Here is a 14,535-nt window from a genome sequence, read left to right as displayed (position 1 = left end):
GCCTGGAGGAGTCGCGGGTGATCATGCGGGGGCTCCCGTGTCCATGACGGCCGTGACCGGCCCGGGTTCAGCCGAGTGCCGCCGCCATCCGCCGTACGGCCTCGGTGATCACCTCGGGTGAGGCCGCCAGGTTCAGCCGTACGTGCCCCGCCCCGCCGGTGCCGAAGGCGGTGCCGGGGCTCAGCGCCACCCTCCCCCGCTCCAGGAACACCTCGGCCGGGTCGTCGCCGAGGCCGAGGGCGCGGCAGTCGAGCCAGGCCAGGCAGGTCGCCTCGCCGGGGCGGCAGGTGACGGCGGGGAGGTGCTCGGCGAGCAGGTCCGCCAGCAGCCGGCGGTTGTCGTCCAGGCCGCCGCGGAGCGCGTCCAGCCAGGCGGTGCCGTCGGTCAGGGCGGCGGTGTGGGCGATGACGCCGACGTGGCTCGGGCCGTGGCCGACTTCCTCGGGCAGGCGGGCGAGGTCGGCGGCGGCCGCCGGTCCGGCGATCGCGAGCGCCGCCTTCAGGCCCGCCAGGTTCCACCCCTTCGACGCGGACATGAGGGACAGGCCCTCCTCCGCGCCCGGAACGCTCAGGTACGGCACGAAGTCCGCGCCGGCCGCGGTCAGCGGGGCGTGGATCTCGTCCGCGACCACGCGCACGCCGTAGCGGCGGGCGAGGGCGCTGACGGCGGACAGCTCCTCGGCCGTGTGCACGGTACCGGTGGGGTTGTGTGGGCTGCACAGCAGGTGGGCGGCGCGGTGTCCGCCGGCGACGGCCCGCCGGAAGGTGCCCTCCAGCACCCCGAGGTCGATGCGCAGGTCCGGGCCGAGCGGCGCCTCCAGGACCCGCCGGTCCATGTGCTCGACGAACTGGTAGAACGGCGGATACACCGGCGGGTTGACGATCACCGGGTCCCCGGGCCCGGTGACCAGCTTCAGCATCTCGACGACGCCGAGCATGACGTCGGGCACGATCGCGGTGCGCCGCACGGCGAGCCCGTCCCAACCCCACCGCTTCTCCGCGAACCCGGCGAGCGCCTCGGCGTAGCCGGTGCCCGCCGGATAGCCGGTGTCCCCGAGCGCGAGCGCGTCGGTGACCGCGCGGACCACGGGCGCGGCGAGCGGGACGTCCATCTCGGCCACCCACAGCGGCAGCACGTCGGCGGGGTGGGCGCGCCACTTGACGCTGGTACGGCGGCGCAGCAGGTCGAGGGAGAGGACGCGCAGCGGATTCGGTTCACCGGACGGGTCGTACGGGATCCTGTTCATGGCGCTCAAGATAAGGGGCGCACCTCTCACCTGGAACGATTCGGCGCACCACCGGCAGCGCGGGGAAAACACCCGTTCTCCACCCTCGGCAAACATCAACTCCGGTGGTTGGATGGCCGGTTGATGCCACCCCCCGCAAAAGGCACTCCAGGAGCGGAACCCTTGACGGAGAACCCGGCATGCACCGAGGACCACGCCGCGGCGCTGCGCAGACGCCTCGACACGCTGCGCCCGCACACGGCCCGGATCTGGAACTACTGGCTCGGCGGCGGCGACTACTACGAGGTCGACCGCGTGGCCGGTGACCACATCCGCGAACTGCATCCGGCCATCGGCGAGTACGCGCTGGCCGACCGCCGATTCCTGGGGCGCGCCGTACGCCATCTCGTGACCGGGGCCGGGATCCGCCAGTTCCTCGACATCGGCACCGGCCTGCCCACCGCCGACAACACGCACGAGGTCGCCCAGCGTCTGGCTCCGGACGCGCGGATCGTCTACGTCGACAACGACCCGCTGGTGCTGGCGCACGCCCGCGCCCTGCTCACCAGCTCGCCCGAGGGACGCACCGACCACCTGGACGAGGACCTGCGCAACGCCGAGGCGATCCTGGAGCGGGCCGCCGAGACCCTGGACCTCACGCGCCCGGTCGCCCTGATGCTGCTCGGAGTGGTCATCTTCCTCAGCGACGAAGAGGACCCCTACGGCGTCGTGCGCCGCCTCATGGACGCACTGCCGTCCGGCAGCCATCTCGTGCTCTCCCACACCATCACCAGCCCCGAGCTGCCGGAGGTGGACGCGGCGGTCCGCTTCTGGAACGAGCGCGGCATCCCGCGGCTGACCCAGCGCACCCCGCAGGCCGTGGCCCGCTTCTTCGACGGCCTGGACCTTCTCGAGCCGGGCGTGGTCTCGTGCTCGCGCTGGCGGCCCGAGCAGCCCCGCGGGGACGAGCCGCGGGAAGTGGCCATGTACGGCGGGGTGGGCCGCAAGCGGTGAGCGGACCGCCCGCGCGCTGAACGGGACGGTCCCCGGCCCCGTATGGAGAGAGGGCGCTCAACGACCGGAGTGCCCCGCGGTGTTGACACCGCGCGTACGGGTTCGGGAGCGATGCATGAGGCACGCACGACGACGGATCGTCCGGCGAGCGACGCGGCTGGCGGCCGTCGGCGGTCTCCTCCTCGGAGGAGCGATGGTCACGCAGGCCGCCATGGCGAGCGAGACTCCCGGTACCTCCGCCCTCCCGCTCAGCGCCTCCGGCACCTCGGGGAACCCGGGTGCCGCGCTCGTGTCCGAACTCGGCACCGCCCGCACGGCGGGCACCTGGATCGGCGCGGACGGGCGTCCGGTCGTCGCCGTGACCGACAAGGACGCGGCGGCCCGGGTCCAGCACGCGGGCGCCCGGGCGAAGATGGTCCGGCACAGCATGAACGACCTCAAGGCGGCGGCGTCGACGCTGCGCGCGGCGCCCCGGGTGGCCGGTACGGCCTGGGTCATGGACTACCGCACCAACCAGGTCGTGGTGCAGGGCGACAGCACCGTCTCGGCCTCCGACTGGTCGCGGATGACCAAGGTCGCGACCGGCATCGGCTCCTACGTCCGCACGGAGCGCACGCGGGGCGCGTTCACGACCCGGCTCAACGGGGCGCAGCCGATCCTGTCGACCGGCGGGCGCTGCTCGGCCGGTTTCAACGTGACCGACGGAAAGAGCGACTTCATCCTCACCGCCGGGCACTGCGGAGCGACCGGGTCCATCTGGTTCGCGGACAACCGGGGCAACCAGCAGCTCGGCACGACGGTGCGGCAGGACTTCCCCGGCAGTGACTTCTCACTGGTGCGGTACGCGAGCGGCCGGGCGGGCGCGGGCGCCGACGTGGTGGCCATCGGCAACGGCAACGGCGTGCGCATCACGGGCGTCGGCGACGCCGCCGTGGGGCAGCGGGTGTTCCGCAGCGGCAGCACCAGCGGGCTGCACGACGGACAGGTCAAGGGACTCGACGCCACGGTCAACTATCCGGAGGGCACCGTCACCGGCCTGATCGAGACGAATGTGTGCGCCGAGCCCGGCGACAGCGGCGGTCCGCTGTTCTCCGACGGCGTCGCGCTGGGCGTGACCTCGGGCGGCAGCGGCGACTGCACCTCCGGCGGGACGACCTTCTTCCAGCCGGTGACCAGGGCGATGCAGGCGCTCGGCGTGCGGATGATCGTGTCCAAGCAGGCCGCCGGGCAGGGCACGGCGGCGCCGTCCTCCTCGGCCACGCACAGCGCGATCGCACCCGGCGCGGCCTCCCCCGGCTCCTCGGGCCCCGTCTCGGGCCTCGCGGATGACGGCGAGACACTGCTGGCCCGGCTCGCGAACCCCGAGAACGTGGGCCCCGGCCTGCTCGTCATCGGGGGCAGCCTGCTGGCGCTGGTCGCGACCCGCTACATCCGCGCCGAGCAGGACCGCAAGGAGTACCGCCGGCACTACTCCGCCACCTGGGGCTGACGGCTCAGCCCAGGGTCAGCAGGACCGTGGCCGCCGCGGCGCCCAGCAGCCCGGCCGCCTGCGGCGCGCGCACCCGCTCGTGCAGCAGGGCCAGTCCGAGGATGACGGGAAGCGCGGGATACAGGGAGGCCAGGACCACGGCGACGGCGAGCAGCTGCCGCTGGGCGGCGAGCAGATAGAGGATCAGGCCGAGGGCGGCCCCGGCGCCGACGAGGAGCGACGGGACGCTCAGGCGGGGCGCCGGGCGCGGCAGCCCGCCCCGCACGGCGCCCGGCAGCAGCAGGAGCACCGCGGCGACGCGGCCCGCAGCCACCGGCCACAGCCCCGCGGACGGTGCCGCGAGGCCGAGCGCGACGTACTGCACGGCGACGCCCCCGCTGGCGACCAGGCCGTCCCCCACGGCTCCGCCCGGACGGGCGGGCGGAGCGGGCCGCACCTCCGCCGCCGCGCCCCGGCGGCCGGTGCCTCCACCGGCGACGAGCCAGAGGGCCGGGACCGTGACGACGATGCCCACCCAGGCCAGGGGGCCGGGGCGGTCACCGAGAGCGAGGACCCCGCACAGGACGGACAGGGCGACGCCGGTCACCGCGCTGACCGGTACGACCACGCTCATCGCGCCGCGGCTGAGACCACGGTTCAAGAAGAGCATGGCGGTGCAGCTGCCGGCGCCCGACAGGGCGCCCCACAGCAGGTCGGAGAGGTGGACGGAGGAGGCGGACACGAGGAGGGCGGCGGCGCAGGCGAACAGCAGCCCGCCGAGCTGGCCGAGGAAGGTGACGGTCGCGTAGGAGGCCCGGCGGGAGAGGATTCCGCCGGTGAAGTCGACGATGCCGTAGCAGACGGCGGAGGCCAGTGCGAGGAGGGGACCCATCCGGCGCCGGGTTCCCCGGGCCGGGGCTGTGAAGCGCCGCGGGGCTCAGTGCCGTTCAGGCGGCCCGCGACCGGGGCGGGGCCGCGGCGGCCCACTCCAGGACGAGGCGCTGGTACTCCTCGCGCTGCTCGCCGCTCAGTGTCCCGCCCGACCGGCGCCACAGGGCCCGGATCTCCTCGTTGACCTCGTCCGCCGAGCGCACGGAGGACGGTTCAACGGTGGTGGACATGCTGTGAAGCATACGGCGCCGGACGTGAAGGCACTGTGAGTAAGCCTGCAGAAAACGGACATAAAGGACCGTGTTGCTGGTCACGTCCATCTGCCCGAACAAACCGGTGAGTTCACGCATCCGCGACCCCCAGGACCAGCACCCGGATGGCCAGGACGGCCGCGCCGCGGGCCCAGTCGTGGAAGTCGGACACCTTGGTCTCCAGGGGTACCGGCGCGGCGAGCGGATGCCGCCGGGCGGCGATCGACTCCCGCACCGTGTCTCCGGCCACATCCATCAGCCCGACGCCTTCACCGGCGAGCAGGATCTTCTGTGGGATCGCGAAGCCGGCGATCCGGGCGACGAGGGTGCCCAGGGCGCGCGCCGCCTCGCCGACGACACGGGCGTGCATGGGTTCACGGGCCGCGGCCAGGGCGAGGGCCAGGGCCAGGATCTCCTCGTACGTCCAGTCCCACGCGCCTCCGCCGGCGCACCGGCCTCGGTGACCTCGATCAGCAGGCCCGACTCGGTCAGCGGTTTGGTCAGCCGGGTGAGGCTGCCCGCGGACAGGCCGAGCCGTGACCGCCGTGAACACGCGGTCGCTGCCGTCCGTCGACGCGTGGGTGCCCGCCCGCTGCACCCTGCCGGGCATCGTCGCGCACGAGTCCGCGCGGCAGGGCGGCGTACGGCTGGAGATCCCCGACTTCGCGGACGCGCCCACGCGGTGACGGGCCGCCGAGCCGGGTGCCCGCGCCCGCGTCAGGTGCCCGGCTTGCGGCCGTAGACGAAGACGTCGTCGCCCTTCCTCAGCAGTGACCAGTACTTCTTGGCGGTGGCGCGGGTCATGTTGACGCAGCCGTGCGAGCCCGGCGGGTTCCACATGCTGAGGTTCACCGAGTGGAAGGCCTGGCCGCCGTCGAAGAACTGGCTGTAGGGCATCGGCACGTGGTAGATGCTGGAGACGTGGTTGATGTGCCGCCAGTAGATCTTCTTCAGGCCGGTGCGGGTCTCGTAGCCGTTACGGCCGGTGCGGACCGGGACGGGGCCGTAGACGAGCCGGCTGCCGTCCTGGATCCAGCTGAGCTGGAGCGTCAGGTTCACACAGGCGATACGGCCCTTGTTCGTCGGGCACTTGTGGGCCTTGTTCGGGTTCTTCCCCACGGCCCTCTGCTTGTTCATCAGGTCCATCACACCCCAGGTGACGGGCCCCGCGTAGCCGATGTTCGGCGTGATGCCGTGCTTGGTCTGAAAGGCCTTGACGGCCTTGCAGTCGGTGGCCGACTGCCTGCCGTCGACGGTCAGGTGGAGGAACTTCTCCACCTGCTTCTGGTACGGCCCGGTGCTCCTGGTGCAGCCCGTCGCCGCCTGCGCGGGCGCGGTGCCCAGTGCGAGCGCGAGCGGTGCCACCAGCGCGGTGAGCCCGAGCGCCACGGCGCCCCGTCTGCGTATGTCCCCCATGGCCGGCCTTGCCCTTCGTGTCGTCGGCGCGTCTGATCCGCGATCTCTGCCAGCTAGACCGGTGTGCGGCGCGATCGGTTGCAGGGATCGCCCACGATGCGACGAAACGGTGACATTCGCAGTGCCGCGGGTCACAGGGAGACGGCTGAGGTGCTGTGGCCCATCTCTCGTGCGGCGGGCTACGGGAACTCCGGGGCGTCCCCGTCCTGGCCCGTCGCCCGGAGGAACCCCGTGTTGACGGCGGTGAGACCGCCGTCGACCGTGAGCGCGGTGCCGGTGATCCAGGAGGCGTCGCGGGAGGCGAGGAAGGCGACGGCGGCGGCGATGTCGTCCGGCTCCCCGACCCGGCCGAGCGGGTACAGGCCGCGCAGGGTCCGCAGTTCGTCCTCGCGGCCCTCCCAGGCCGAGGTGCGCACCGTGCCCGGCATCACCAGGTTCACGCGGACACCGCGCGCGGCCACGTGCGCGGCCATGGTGCGGGTGAGGGAGAGCAGACCGGCCTTCGCGGCACTGTAGGCGTGGTTGCCGAACGCCTGGAGGGCGTTGACCGAACCGATGGTGACGACGGCGCCCCGGCCGGAGGCGGCCAGGTGCGGCAGGGCGGCACGGCAGCAGCGGTAGGTGCCGGTCAGCGTGATGTCGAGGTCTCGGTCCCAGGCGTCGTCCGGGCCGTCCTCGAAGAGCGGGGTGTCGGGGGTGCAGCTCGCCGCGCTGCTGACCAGGACGTCGAGCGACCCGAAGGTCTCGACGGCCCGTGCGACGGCCGCTTCCACGGCGGCCCGCTCGGCGACGTCGCACGCCGCCGCCTCGGCCGCGAGACCTCGTTCGCGCAGCGCGCTCGCGGTCTTCTGCGCCGCGGCCGGATCGGCGTCGGTCAGCAGGACCCGCGCGCCTTCCTCGGCCAGACGCCGGGAGACCGCCGCGCCGATGCCGCGGGCCGCGCCAGTGACGAGAACCCCGTGTCCCTCGAAGCGCTTCGTGTCAGCCATGAGCCGAACCTACTCCCCCAAGATCCGCACGGCGGAGGGCGCGCGTCGGTGTTCTTGTCTGTCCTCGTGTGTCAGCGTTCCCGCGGCGACTCGCGTAGGCGCACCTCCCCTTCGCTCACGACTCCTGCGGTCAGGGTCGAGCGTGCCGCGGAAGACGGGCATCTCCTGTCGCCTTTCACGGGGATTCCGTGCGGGTCACCCGACCCCTCGGTCCGGAGGGATCAATGCCCCCGTGCGATCCACTCCTCCAGGTGCGGAGCCTCCGCGCCGATGGTGGTGGGATCGCCGTGGCCCGTGAGCACCGTCGTCTCCGGCGGGAGGGTCAGCAGGCGGTCCCGGATGGAGTCGATGATCGTCGGGAAGTGGGAGTAGGAGCGGCCGGTCGCGCCGGGGCCGCCCCGGAAGAGGGTGTCGCCGGTGAAGACCGTGGCCAGGGCGGGGTCGTGGAGGCAGACGGCGCCCGGCGCGTGGCCGGGGGTGTGCAGCACCGTGAGGTCGGCGCCCGCCGCCTCGATGACCTGGCCGTCGACGAGATGCGCGTCGGGGGCGCGGTCCGGGTGGGTCAGCTTCCACAGCGGCAGGTCGTCCGGGTGCAGCCAGATCGTGGCGCCCGTGCGATCGGCCAGGGCGGGCGCCGCGTCGATGTGGTCGTTGTGGGCGTGCGTGCACACGATGGCCGTCAGGCGGCGGTCCCCCACGGCCGCGGCGATGGCGTCGGCGTCGTGGGCCGCGTCGATCACGACGACCTCGTGGTCGTCCCCGACGAGCCAGACGTTGTTGTCGACGTCCCAGGTGCCGCCGTCGAGTGTGAACTGCCCGGAGGTGACGAGGCGTTCGATGCGCGCGGCCATCAGAGCACCACCACCGAGCGCAGCACGTCGCCGTGGTGCATCCGCTCGAACGCCTTCTCCACGTCGGTGAGTTCGATCGTCTCGGTGACGAACTTCTCCAGCGGCAGCCGGCCCTGCAGATGCAGATCGACCAGCATCGGGAAGTCGCGGCTCGGCAGGCAGTCGCCGTACCAGGAGGACTTCAGCGCGCCGCCGCGGCCGAACACGTCCAGCAGGGGCAGCTCCAGCCTCATCTCGGGTGTCGGGACGCCGACCAGCACCACCGTCCCGGCCAGGTCGCGCGCGTAGAACGCCTGCTTGTACGTCTCCGGGCGGCCTACCGCCTCGATGACGACGTCGGCGCCGAAGCCTCCGGTCAGCTCGCGGATCGCCTCGACCGGGTCGTTCTCCCTGGAATTCACCGTGTGGGTGGCGCCCATCTCCCGCGCCGTGGCCAGCTTGCGGTCGTCGATGTCCACCGCGATGACCTTCGCCGCGCCCGCCAGACGGGAACCGGCGATCGCCGCGTCCCCCACCCCGCCGCAGCCGATCACGGCCACGCTGTCGCCGCGGCCGACCTCCCCGGTGTTGATCGCCGCGCCGATGCCCGCCATCACACCGCAGCCCAGCAGCCCGGCCACCTGCGCCGGCACGCTCGGATCGACCTTGGTGCACTGCCCGGCCGCCACCAGGGTCTTCTCCGCGAACGCGCCGATGCCCAGCGCCGGCGACAGCTCCTGGCCGGTGGCGGCGAGGGTCATCCTCTGCCGGGCGTTGTGGGTGTCGAAGCAGTACCACGGCCGCCCGCGCAGACAGGCGCGGCACTGCCCGCACACCGCACGCCAGTTGAGGACCACGAAGTCTCCGGGGGCGACGTCGGTGACACCCTCGCCGACCGACTCCACCACCCCGGCCGCCTCGTGACCAAGCAGGAAGGGGAAGTCGTCGCTGATCCCGCCCTGTTTGTAGTGCAGGTCCGTGTGGCAGACTCCGCAGGCCTGGACCCGGACCACCGCTTCCCCGGGTCCAGGATCGGGTACGACGATCGTCTCCACCCGCACCGGCTCGTCCTTGCCCGGTGCGATCACGCCACGAACTTCCTGCGCCATGGTGCTGAACCCTTTCATCGGCGGATGTCCGTCCCTTCGACCCTACGGGTGACTGATCAGTAACCGCGTCGTCCCGGGGACGGGACGCGCGGTCGTCCGGAAGGGGCCGGGCTCCGGGCGCGGGCGCCGACGTAACCTGAACGCTCCGCACGAGAGCCGAGGAGCGCCGTGAGCATCGCAGACCCCGAGTCGCACCCGCCCGCCTGGCGACTGCTCCTCGCCTACGTCCGGCCGCACCGATGGGCCCTGTCGACGGGCGCGCTGCTGTCGCTGGTCACGGGCGCCACCGGGCTGCTGCTGCCGCTGGTGGCACGGGGGTTGATCGACGACCTCTCGCACGACCGGGCCATCACCGGCGCCCTGCTGGCCATGTCGGCGCTGGTGGTCGCGAACGCGGCGGTGGGCGCGCTCGGCGGCTATGTGCTGCGGCGTACCGCGGAGTCGGTGGTGCTCGGCGCGCGGCGCGCCCTGTCCTCGTATCTGCTGCGGCTGCGGATCACCGCGGTCGACCGCAGCGAACCCGGCGACCTGATGGCCCGCATCACCTCGGACACGACGCTGCTGCGCGAGGTCACCACCGACTCCCTGGTCGGGCTGGGCACGGGCGGGCTCACGCTCGCCGCGACCGTCGTCATGATGGGGCTGGTCGATCCGGTGCTGCTGCTCGTCACCCTGGCCGTGATCCTGGGCGCGGGCACGGTCCTCGGGGTGATCGTGCCGCGCATCAACCGGGCGAGCCGGCAGGCGCAGGACGCGGTCGGGGTGATGGGCGCCTCGCTGGAGCGGATACTCGGCGCGCTGCGCACGGTGAAGGCGTCCGGCGCCGAGCACCGGGAGGAGCGGACGCTGCACGACGCGGCCCAGGAGTCGTGGCGACAGAGCGTGCGGGCCGCCAAGTGGTCGGCTGCCGCGGGCAATACGGCCGGTCTGGCGATGCAGATCGCCTTCATCACGGTGCTCGCGGTGGGCGGGGCGCGGGTGGCCACCGGCGCCATCGAGGTGGGCACGCTCGTGGCGTTCCTGCTGTACGTCTTCTACCTCATGTCCCCGATCCAGCAGGTGGTCGGCGCGATCACGCAGTACCAGACGGGCGCCGCCGCCCTCGCCCGCATCCAGGAGGCGCTGAGCCTGCCTGCCGAACCGGCGGCCCGCCCGGCTCCGTTGCCCGCCTCCGGCGCCGAACCGGCCGCGCTCGCCTTCGAGGAGGTCCGCTTCCGGTACGCCGACGATCTGCCCCCCGTCCACCACGGGGTGACCTTCGCGGTGCCGGCCCGGGGCATGACGGCGTTCGTCGGGCCCTCCGGCGCGGGCAAGACCACGGTGTTCTCGCTCATCGAGCGGTTCTACGACCCCGATTCCGGCACCATCACCCTCGACGGACGCGACGTGCGGGACTGGGATCTGCCCCAACTGCGCTCGGCGATCGGCTATGTGGAGCAGGACGCCCCGGTCCTGTCCGGTTCGCTGCGCGACAACCTGCTGCTGGGCAACCCGGAGGCCGACGAGGACGCGCTCGGCCGGGTGCTGAAGACGACCCGCCTGGACGGGCTGGTGGATCGGCTGCCGAAGGGGCTCGAGACGCTGGTGGGGCACCGCGGTACCAAGCTGTCGGGCGGTGAGCGGCAGCGTGTCGCCATCGCCCGCGCGCTGCTGCGCCGGCCGCGCCTGCTGCTGCTCGACGAGGCCACCTCACAGCTCGACGCCGTCAACGAGGCGGCGCTGCGGGACACCGTCGCCGACGTGGCGCGTACGACGACGGTCCTCGTGGTGGCCCACCGGCTGTCGACGGTGACGATGGCCGACCGGATCGTGGTCATGGACGCGGGCCGGGTGCGCGCGGTGGGCACCCATCGCGAGCTGGTCGCCGGCGACCCGCTCTACGCCGAGCTGGCGGCCACGCAGTTCCTGGCGACGGCCGGCTGACGCACGGGTTCTCGGGGCCGGGCCCGATTCACCGGCAGGAGGGTGCGGCCGTCAGGGCACGGCACGGCCGAGGGACGCCCGGAACACCGGTCGGCCCTCGGCCGGGAGGGGGGACACGCGCGACGTCGGCCCGCTAGAAGGCGCCCGGAAGCGCGGGACCGACGGCACCCATGCCCGCGACCTGGTCCAGCTGCTGGAGGTTGTTCAGGCGGCCGAGCTGGTTGATCTGCTCGGAGGGGCGCGGCATCTCGGCCCGGCGGTCCGCGGGGATGCCTGCCGTGGCGAGCGAGTCGATCGCGGTGATCGGGTTGAGCTCGCTGCCGTCCCGGTTCTGGATGGTCGAGTCGGAGGCGCTGGCGAGCGGCGCGGCGAGAGCGGTGACGCCGGCGGCGAGACCAACGGCGGCGACGATACGTCGTGTTGAGATCATGTTCCGCACAACGCCGCCGGGCCTCGGACGGACACGGGCACGGTGCGTCACTCACCCGTCAGGGGCAGCGTTCCGGCTGCGTTTGCCGGGTCCGCCAGGGCGGAGGAGCCTCGTAGGAGAGGCCCTTCGCGGCCCGCTCCTCGTCGGGTCGCGCCCTCGGAGGAGGTCACCATGGGGACCACGGCAACTCCCGCCTTCAGCGCCGACACGCTGCGCCGGGGCGTGGAAGCACACACGGCGACAGGCCTTCTGTCGCTCTACGCGGACGACGCGCAGATACGCATCGTGGACCGCAACACCCAGCCCAGCAAGCCCAGGATCCTGCGCGGTCGCGAGGAGATCGGGGCACTGCTCGAGGACATCTACAGCCGGGACATGACGCACAAGGTGGACCAGTGCATCATCCAGGGCGACCACGCCGCCTACAGCCAGTCGTGCCGGTACTCGGACGGGACGCGCGTCCTCACCGAGTCGATGGTGACGCTGCGCGACGGCAAGATCGCCGAGGAGATCCTGATCCAGGCATGGGACGAGTAGGAGGCACGACGGCGAGGGTCCGGGTCCGGTCCCGACCGGCCCGGACCCCCTGACCGGCCCGGGCGCGCCGTCGCCACCGCGGCCGCCGCCCGGGCATGTGATCAGCGCGTCCGGGCGCGGTGGTCGCTCACGTCGCCGGCCCCGGCGCCGTACTCCGGGTCGGCCTCGGTGGAGACGGTCTCCAGGCCGAGGGCCGCTCCGGTGGAGGGAGCCCATGATCAGCGGCCGGCGGGTGCCCGCGCCTTCGAACGCCGGTCTGGGCCGCGGGGGCCGTGCCGCTGCCGCTCCCCCAGGTGGCGCGGCCGCACCCGTCAGCCGGCCGGGTCCGACCACCCGGTGGGCCGCATGATCGCCAGCAGTTGCCGGACGAGTTCGTCCACCACCTCGTCCAGCGTCGCGTCGACCCAGCCGGCGCTCCAGTCGTGCAGGAGGCCGTTGACGCTGCCGATGAAGGCCGTCGCGGCGATGCGGTAGTCGCGGAAAGCCGCCTCGCCGCGGGCGGCGGCCGCGTCCGCCTCGGCGCACAGGAGGTCCACCCAGCGGGCGCGGCGGGCGAGACGCTGTTCCTCCAGCCGCGGGCTGACACCGATGATCTCGACGAAGGTGATCCGTATCCGGCGTGTGTCGCCGGTGACGGACGCGGCGTAGGCGCGGAAGATGTCGGTGACGCGCTCGGCCAGCGGCCGGCCCTCGGCCTCGGCGAACGCGGTGAGGACGGCTTCCTCTGCCCAGTCGTTGACCTGCAGGTGCAGGGCGGCCAGCACGTCCTCCAGGGTGCGGAACTCCTCGTAGAACTGCCGGGTGGACAGGCCGGCGGCCTCGCTCAGTGCCGCGACCGTGGTGGCCCGGTAACCGGGGTCGGCACCGAACAGTTCGAGCGCGGCGTCCAGGAACCTCCTGCGCCGCTCGGCCTGCCGTTGCGCCGCGGTCTTGCCCGCGTACCGCCCGGTCGGCGCCTTGAGCCTGCCCGCCACTGGCCCTCCTTCGTCGCCCGCTGCGCCAATTTTGTCGTGTACGCAGTCTTGTGGAGAAGGGCGCCCGTTCCTTACTTTCCAGTAAGTAAGAATCTGAAGGCATCTCACTTCAGATTCCGGTCTTCCGCTTGGCATGCACTGATCACCTCCGCACGTGCACCTCGCTTCCCCCGCCCACCCCCCGCTTCCAGAGGAGAGAGCACTCATGCCTGCCTTCAGACCCAGGCACCTTTGCTCCGTGGCCGCCGCCCTCGTCCTGACCGTCGCCGCCCCCGCGACGGCCGCCACCGCCGCCGACCCGGCCCCCGCCGCCGCCCTGCGGGAGGTGATGTTCGTCGGCAACAACTGGGACGGCACCGCGGACGTCATCAAGTCCAGCGGCGACTTCGCGAAGGTCGGCCATCTGAACGTCATCCCGGACAAGGACCAGCGGATGGCCGAGATCAACGCCGACCCGATCAAGTGGGTCTACTTCATGGCGATCCGCAACGGCGTCGGCGAGGGCCACGACCAGTTCGCGGACGACATGTACTCCACTCCGGACGGCCGATCGGTGGTGGTCTCCCGGCCCAGCTTCGCCGACGTCGTCTCGATCGACCTCGCCACCGGCAGCATCAACTGGCGCTTCCCCGTGTCCGGTTACCGCTCCGACCACATGGCGGTCTCCCCCGACGGCACCCGGGTCGCGGTGTCCGCCTCGACCTCGAACACCGTGCACGTGCTGGACATCGACACCGGCAGGCAACTGGGCTCGTTCGCCACCGGCGACAAGCCGCACGAGAACATCTTCACCAAGGACGGCAAGTACATCTGGAACATGTCCATCGGGGACGTCAACACCTCCCTCGACGACCCGGCCTGGGACTGGACGAAGGGCGACCGGCACATCACGATCGTGGACGCCACGACGTACAAGCAGGTCAGGACGATCGACATGCGCCAGCGGCTGGACGCGTTCGGGCTGAAGGACTTCTCCGACGCCATCCGCCCGGCCGTCTTCTCACCCGACGAGTCGAAGTTCTACTTCCAGGTGTCGTTCTTCAACGGCTTCTTCGAGTACGACGTCGCCACCGACAAGATCACCCGGATGAAGACGCTGCCCAAGAACCCGGCGACCAGCGAGGACCGCACCACCTGGGTCAACGACTCGCGCCACCACGGCATCTCGATGAACCCGGACGGCACCAAGCTGTGCGTCGCGGGCACGATGGACGACTACGCGACGGTCGTCGACCGCGCCACCCTCCAGGAGGGCCCGCTGATCACCGCGTCCAAGCCCTACTGGGCCACGGTCAGCGGCGACGGCAAGGACTGCATCATCTCCGAGAGCGGCGCCGACAAGGTCACCGCGATCGACTTCGCGACCGGGCGGAAGGTCACGTCCGTCGCCGTCGGTGACCATCCGCAGCGCGTGCGGCTCGGGCATGTGCGGGCCGACTGGACGGGGCCGTCCGGTCACTGAGCCCCGGCGGACGGTG

14 protein-coding genes and 2 pseudogenes are annotated in these 14,535 nt (G+C 72.4%); 6 read left to right on the top strand and 10 right to left on the bottom strand.

The features are described 5' to 3' along the window. Positions 1-67 precede the first annotated feature (67 nt). On the bottom strand, positions 68-1,246 hold the full coding sequence (locus ACJ9NR_RS35255; RefSeq protein WP_412490609.1) for a MalY/PatB family protein: 1,179 nt from the start codon (positions 1,244-1,246) through the stop codon (positions 68-70). A gap of 162 nt (positions 1,247-1,408) precedes the next feature. Here ACJ9NR_RS35255 and ACJ9NR_RS35250 point away from each other — a divergent pair, with 162 nt between their 5' ends. Together ACJ9NR_RS35250 and ACJ9NR_RS35245 are read left to right on the top strand one after the other, a co-directional pair. Next, positions 1,409-2,239 carry an SAM-dependent methyltransferase gene (locus ACJ9NR_RS35250; RefSeq protein WP_412490610.1) on the top strand — a complete coding sequence of 277 codons (831 nt, stop codon included), beginning with the start codon at positions 1,409-1,411 and terminating at the stop codon, positions 2,237-2,239. Positions 2,240-2,354: 115 nt separating this feature from the next. Next, entirely contained in the window at positions 2,355-3,728 is a 1,374-nt protein-coding gene (locus tag ACJ9NR_RS35245; RefSeq protein ID WP_412490611.1) for a S1 family peptidase, read from the top strand. A gap of 4 nt (positions 3,729-3,732) precedes the next feature. Here the strand turns inward: ACJ9NR_RS35245 and ACJ9NR_RS35240 are convergent, their stop codons facing one another. From ACJ9NR_RS35240 to ACJ9NR_RS35230, 3 genes and pseudogenes are all read right to left on the bottom strand, one after another. Further along, positions 3,733-4,599 carry an EamA family transporter gene (locus ACJ9NR_RS35240; protein WP_412490612.1) on the bottom strand — a complete coding sequence of 289 codons (867 nt, stop codon included), beginning with the start codon at positions 4,597-4,599 and terminating at the stop codon, positions 3,733-3,735. 55 nt (positions 4,600-4,654) lie between these two features. Next, positions 4,655-4,840: a hypothetical protein gene (locus tag ACJ9NR_RS35235; RefSeq protein WP_412490613.1), complete on the bottom strand. Its 186-nt coding sequence runs from the start codon at positions 4,838-4,840 to the stop codon at positions 4,655-4,657. A gap of 100 nt (positions 4,841-4,940) precedes the next feature. Next, positions 4,941-5,279 (bottom strand): annotated as a pseudogene (locus tag ACJ9NR_RS35230) (MarR family transcriptional regulator); the annotation flags it as partial. Between the two features lie 106 nt (positions 5,280-5,385). Between ACJ9NR_RS35230 and ACJ9NR_RS35225 the strand changes: the two are divergent. After that, positions 5,386-5,535: pseudogene (locus tag ACJ9NR_RS35225) on the top strand (gfo/Idh/MocA family oxidoreductase); the annotation flags it as partial. Positions 5,536-5,566: 31 nt separating this feature from the next. On the opposite strand, the gene ACJ9NR_RS35220 reads toward ACJ9NR_RS35225, so the two are convergent. From ACJ9NR_RS35220 to ACJ9NR_RS35205, 4 genes are all read right to left on the bottom strand, one after another. Beyond that, a complete protein-coding gene (locus ACJ9NR_RS35220) occupies positions 5,567-6,265 on the bottom strand; it encodes a L,D-transpeptidase family protein (RefSeq protein WP_412490614.1) in 699 nt (232 codons plus the stop codon). A 179-nt stretch (positions 6,266-6,444) separates the two neighbouring features. Next, positions 6,445-7,254 carry an SDR family NAD(P)-dependent oxidoreductase gene (locus ACJ9NR_RS35215; RefSeq protein ID WP_412490615.1) on the bottom strand — a complete coding sequence of 270 codons (810 nt, stop codon included), beginning with the start codon at positions 7,252-7,254 and terminating at the stop codon, positions 6,445-6,447. Positions 7,255-7,475: 221 nt separating this feature from the next. Next, positions 7,476-8,105, bottom strand: coding sequence for an MBL fold metallo-hydrolase (locus ACJ9NR_RS35210; protein WP_412490616.1), 630 nt, complete (start codon positions 8,103-8,105; stop codon positions 7,476-7,478). Continuing rightward, positions 8,105-9,193 carry an S-(hydroxymethyl)mycothiol dehydrogenase gene (locus tag ACJ9NR_RS35205; protein ID WP_412490617.1) on the bottom strand — a complete coding sequence of 363 codons (1,089 nt, stop codon included), beginning with the start codon at positions 9,191-9,193 and terminating at the stop codon, positions 8,105-8,107. The genes ACJ9NR_RS35210 and ACJ9NR_RS35205 overlap by 1 nt, the downstream gene beginning before the upstream one ends. 168 nt (positions 9,194-9,361) lie before the next feature. Between ACJ9NR_RS35205 and ACJ9NR_RS35200 the strand changes: the two genes are divergently transcribed. Then, a complete protein-coding gene (locus ACJ9NR_RS35200; protein ID WP_412490618.1) occupies positions 9,362-11,116 on the top strand; it encodes an ABC transporter ATP-binding protein in 1,755 nt (584 codons plus the stop codon). A 133-nt stretch (positions 11,117-11,249) separates the two neighbouring features. Here ACJ9NR_RS35200 and ACJ9NR_RS35195 read toward each other — a convergent pair whose 3' ends face one another. Further along, on the bottom strand, positions 11,250-11,546 hold the full coding sequence (locus tag ACJ9NR_RS35195) for a hypothetical protein (protein WP_412490619.1): 297 nt from the start codon (positions 11,544-11,546) through the stop codon (positions 11,250-11,252). Positions 11,547-11,717: 171 nt separating this feature from the next. Here ACJ9NR_RS35195 and ACJ9NR_RS35190 point away from each other — a divergent pair, with 171 nt between their 5' ends. Continuing rightward, the gene (locus ACJ9NR_RS35190) at positions 11,718-12,083 is read left to right on the top strand and encodes a nuclear transport factor 2 family protein (RefSeq protein WP_412490620.1); all 366 of its coding nucleotides are present in this window, start codon (positions 11,718-11,720) and stop codon (positions 12,081-12,083) included. Positions 12,084-12,394: 311 nt separating this feature from the next. Here ACJ9NR_RS35190 and ACJ9NR_RS35185 read toward each other — a convergent pair whose 3' ends face one another. Continuing rightward, entirely contained in the window at positions 12,395-13,057 is a 663-nt protein-coding gene (locus ACJ9NR_RS35185; protein ID WP_412490621.1) for a TetR/AcrR family transcriptional regulator, read from the bottom strand. Positions 13,058-13,262: 205 nt separating this feature from the next. On the opposite strand from ACJ9NR_RS35185, the gene ACJ9NR_RS35180 reads away from it, so the two are divergent. Further along, entirely contained in the window at positions 13,263-14,519 is a 1,257-nt protein-coding gene (locus tag ACJ9NR_RS35180) for a YncE family protein (protein WP_412490622.1), read from the top strand. Positions 14,520-14,535 lie beyond the last annotated feature (16 nt).

Origin of the sequence: Streptomyces sediminimaris (assembly GCF_047049295.1) — a bacterium.
GTDB classification, from domain to species: Bacteria; Actinomycetota; Actinomycetes; order Streptomycetales; family Streptomycetaceae; genus Streptomyces; species Streptomyces sediminimaris.
Note: the sequence above shows the minus strand (reverse complement) of the source record. Positions and strands in the feature narration are given on the sequence as shown.

Excerpts from the sequence above, each read along its gene's own strand:
- ACJ9NR_RS35240 (WP_412490612.1), bottom strand. The coding sequence starts at position 4,599 with ATGGGTCCCCTCCTCGCACTGGCCTCCGCCGTCTGCTACGGCATCGTC.
- ACJ9NR_RS35195 (WP_412490619.1), bottom strand. The coding sequence starts at position 11,546 with ATGATCTCAACACGACGTATCGTCGCCGCCGTTGGTCTCGCCGCCGGC.
- ACJ9NR_RS35210 (WP_412490616.1), bottom strand. The coding sequence starts at position 8,105 with ATGGCCGCGCGCATCGAACGCCTCGTCACCTCCGGGCAGTTCACACTC.
- ACJ9NR_RS35245 (WP_412490611.1), top strand. The coding sequence starts at position 2,355 with ATGAGGCACGCACGACGACGGATCGTCCGGCGAGCGACGCGGCTGGCG.
- ACJ9NR_RS35255 (WP_412490609.1), bottom strand. The coding sequence starts at position 1,246 with ATGAACAGGATCCCGTACGACCCGTCCGGTGAACCGAATCCGCTGCGC.
- ACJ9NR_RS35205 (WP_412490617.1), bottom strand. The coding sequence starts at position 9,193 with ATGGCGCAGGAAGTTCGTGGCGTGATCGCACCGGGCAAGGACGAGCCG.
- ACJ9NR_RS35235 (WP_412490613.1), bottom strand. The coding sequence starts at position 4,840 with ATGCTTCACAGCATGTCCACCACCGTTGAACCGTCCTCCGTGCGCTCG.
- ACJ9NR_RS35190 (WP_412490620.1), top strand. The coding sequence starts at position 11,718 with ATGGGGACCACGGCAACTCCCGCCTTCAGCGCCGACACGCTGCGCCGG.
- ACJ9NR_RS35180 (WP_412490622.1), top strand. The coding sequence starts at position 13,263 with ATGCCTGCCTTCAGACCCAGGCACCTTTGCTCCGTGGCCGCCGCCCTC.
- ACJ9NR_RS35215 (WP_412490615.1), bottom strand. The coding sequence starts at position 7,254 with ATGGCTGACACGAAGCGCTTCGAGGGACACGGGGTTCTCGTCACTGGC.
- ACJ9NR_RS35220 (WP_412490614.1), bottom strand. The coding sequence starts at position 6,265 with ATGGGGGACATACGCAGACGGGGCGCCGTGGCGCTCGGGCTCACCGCG.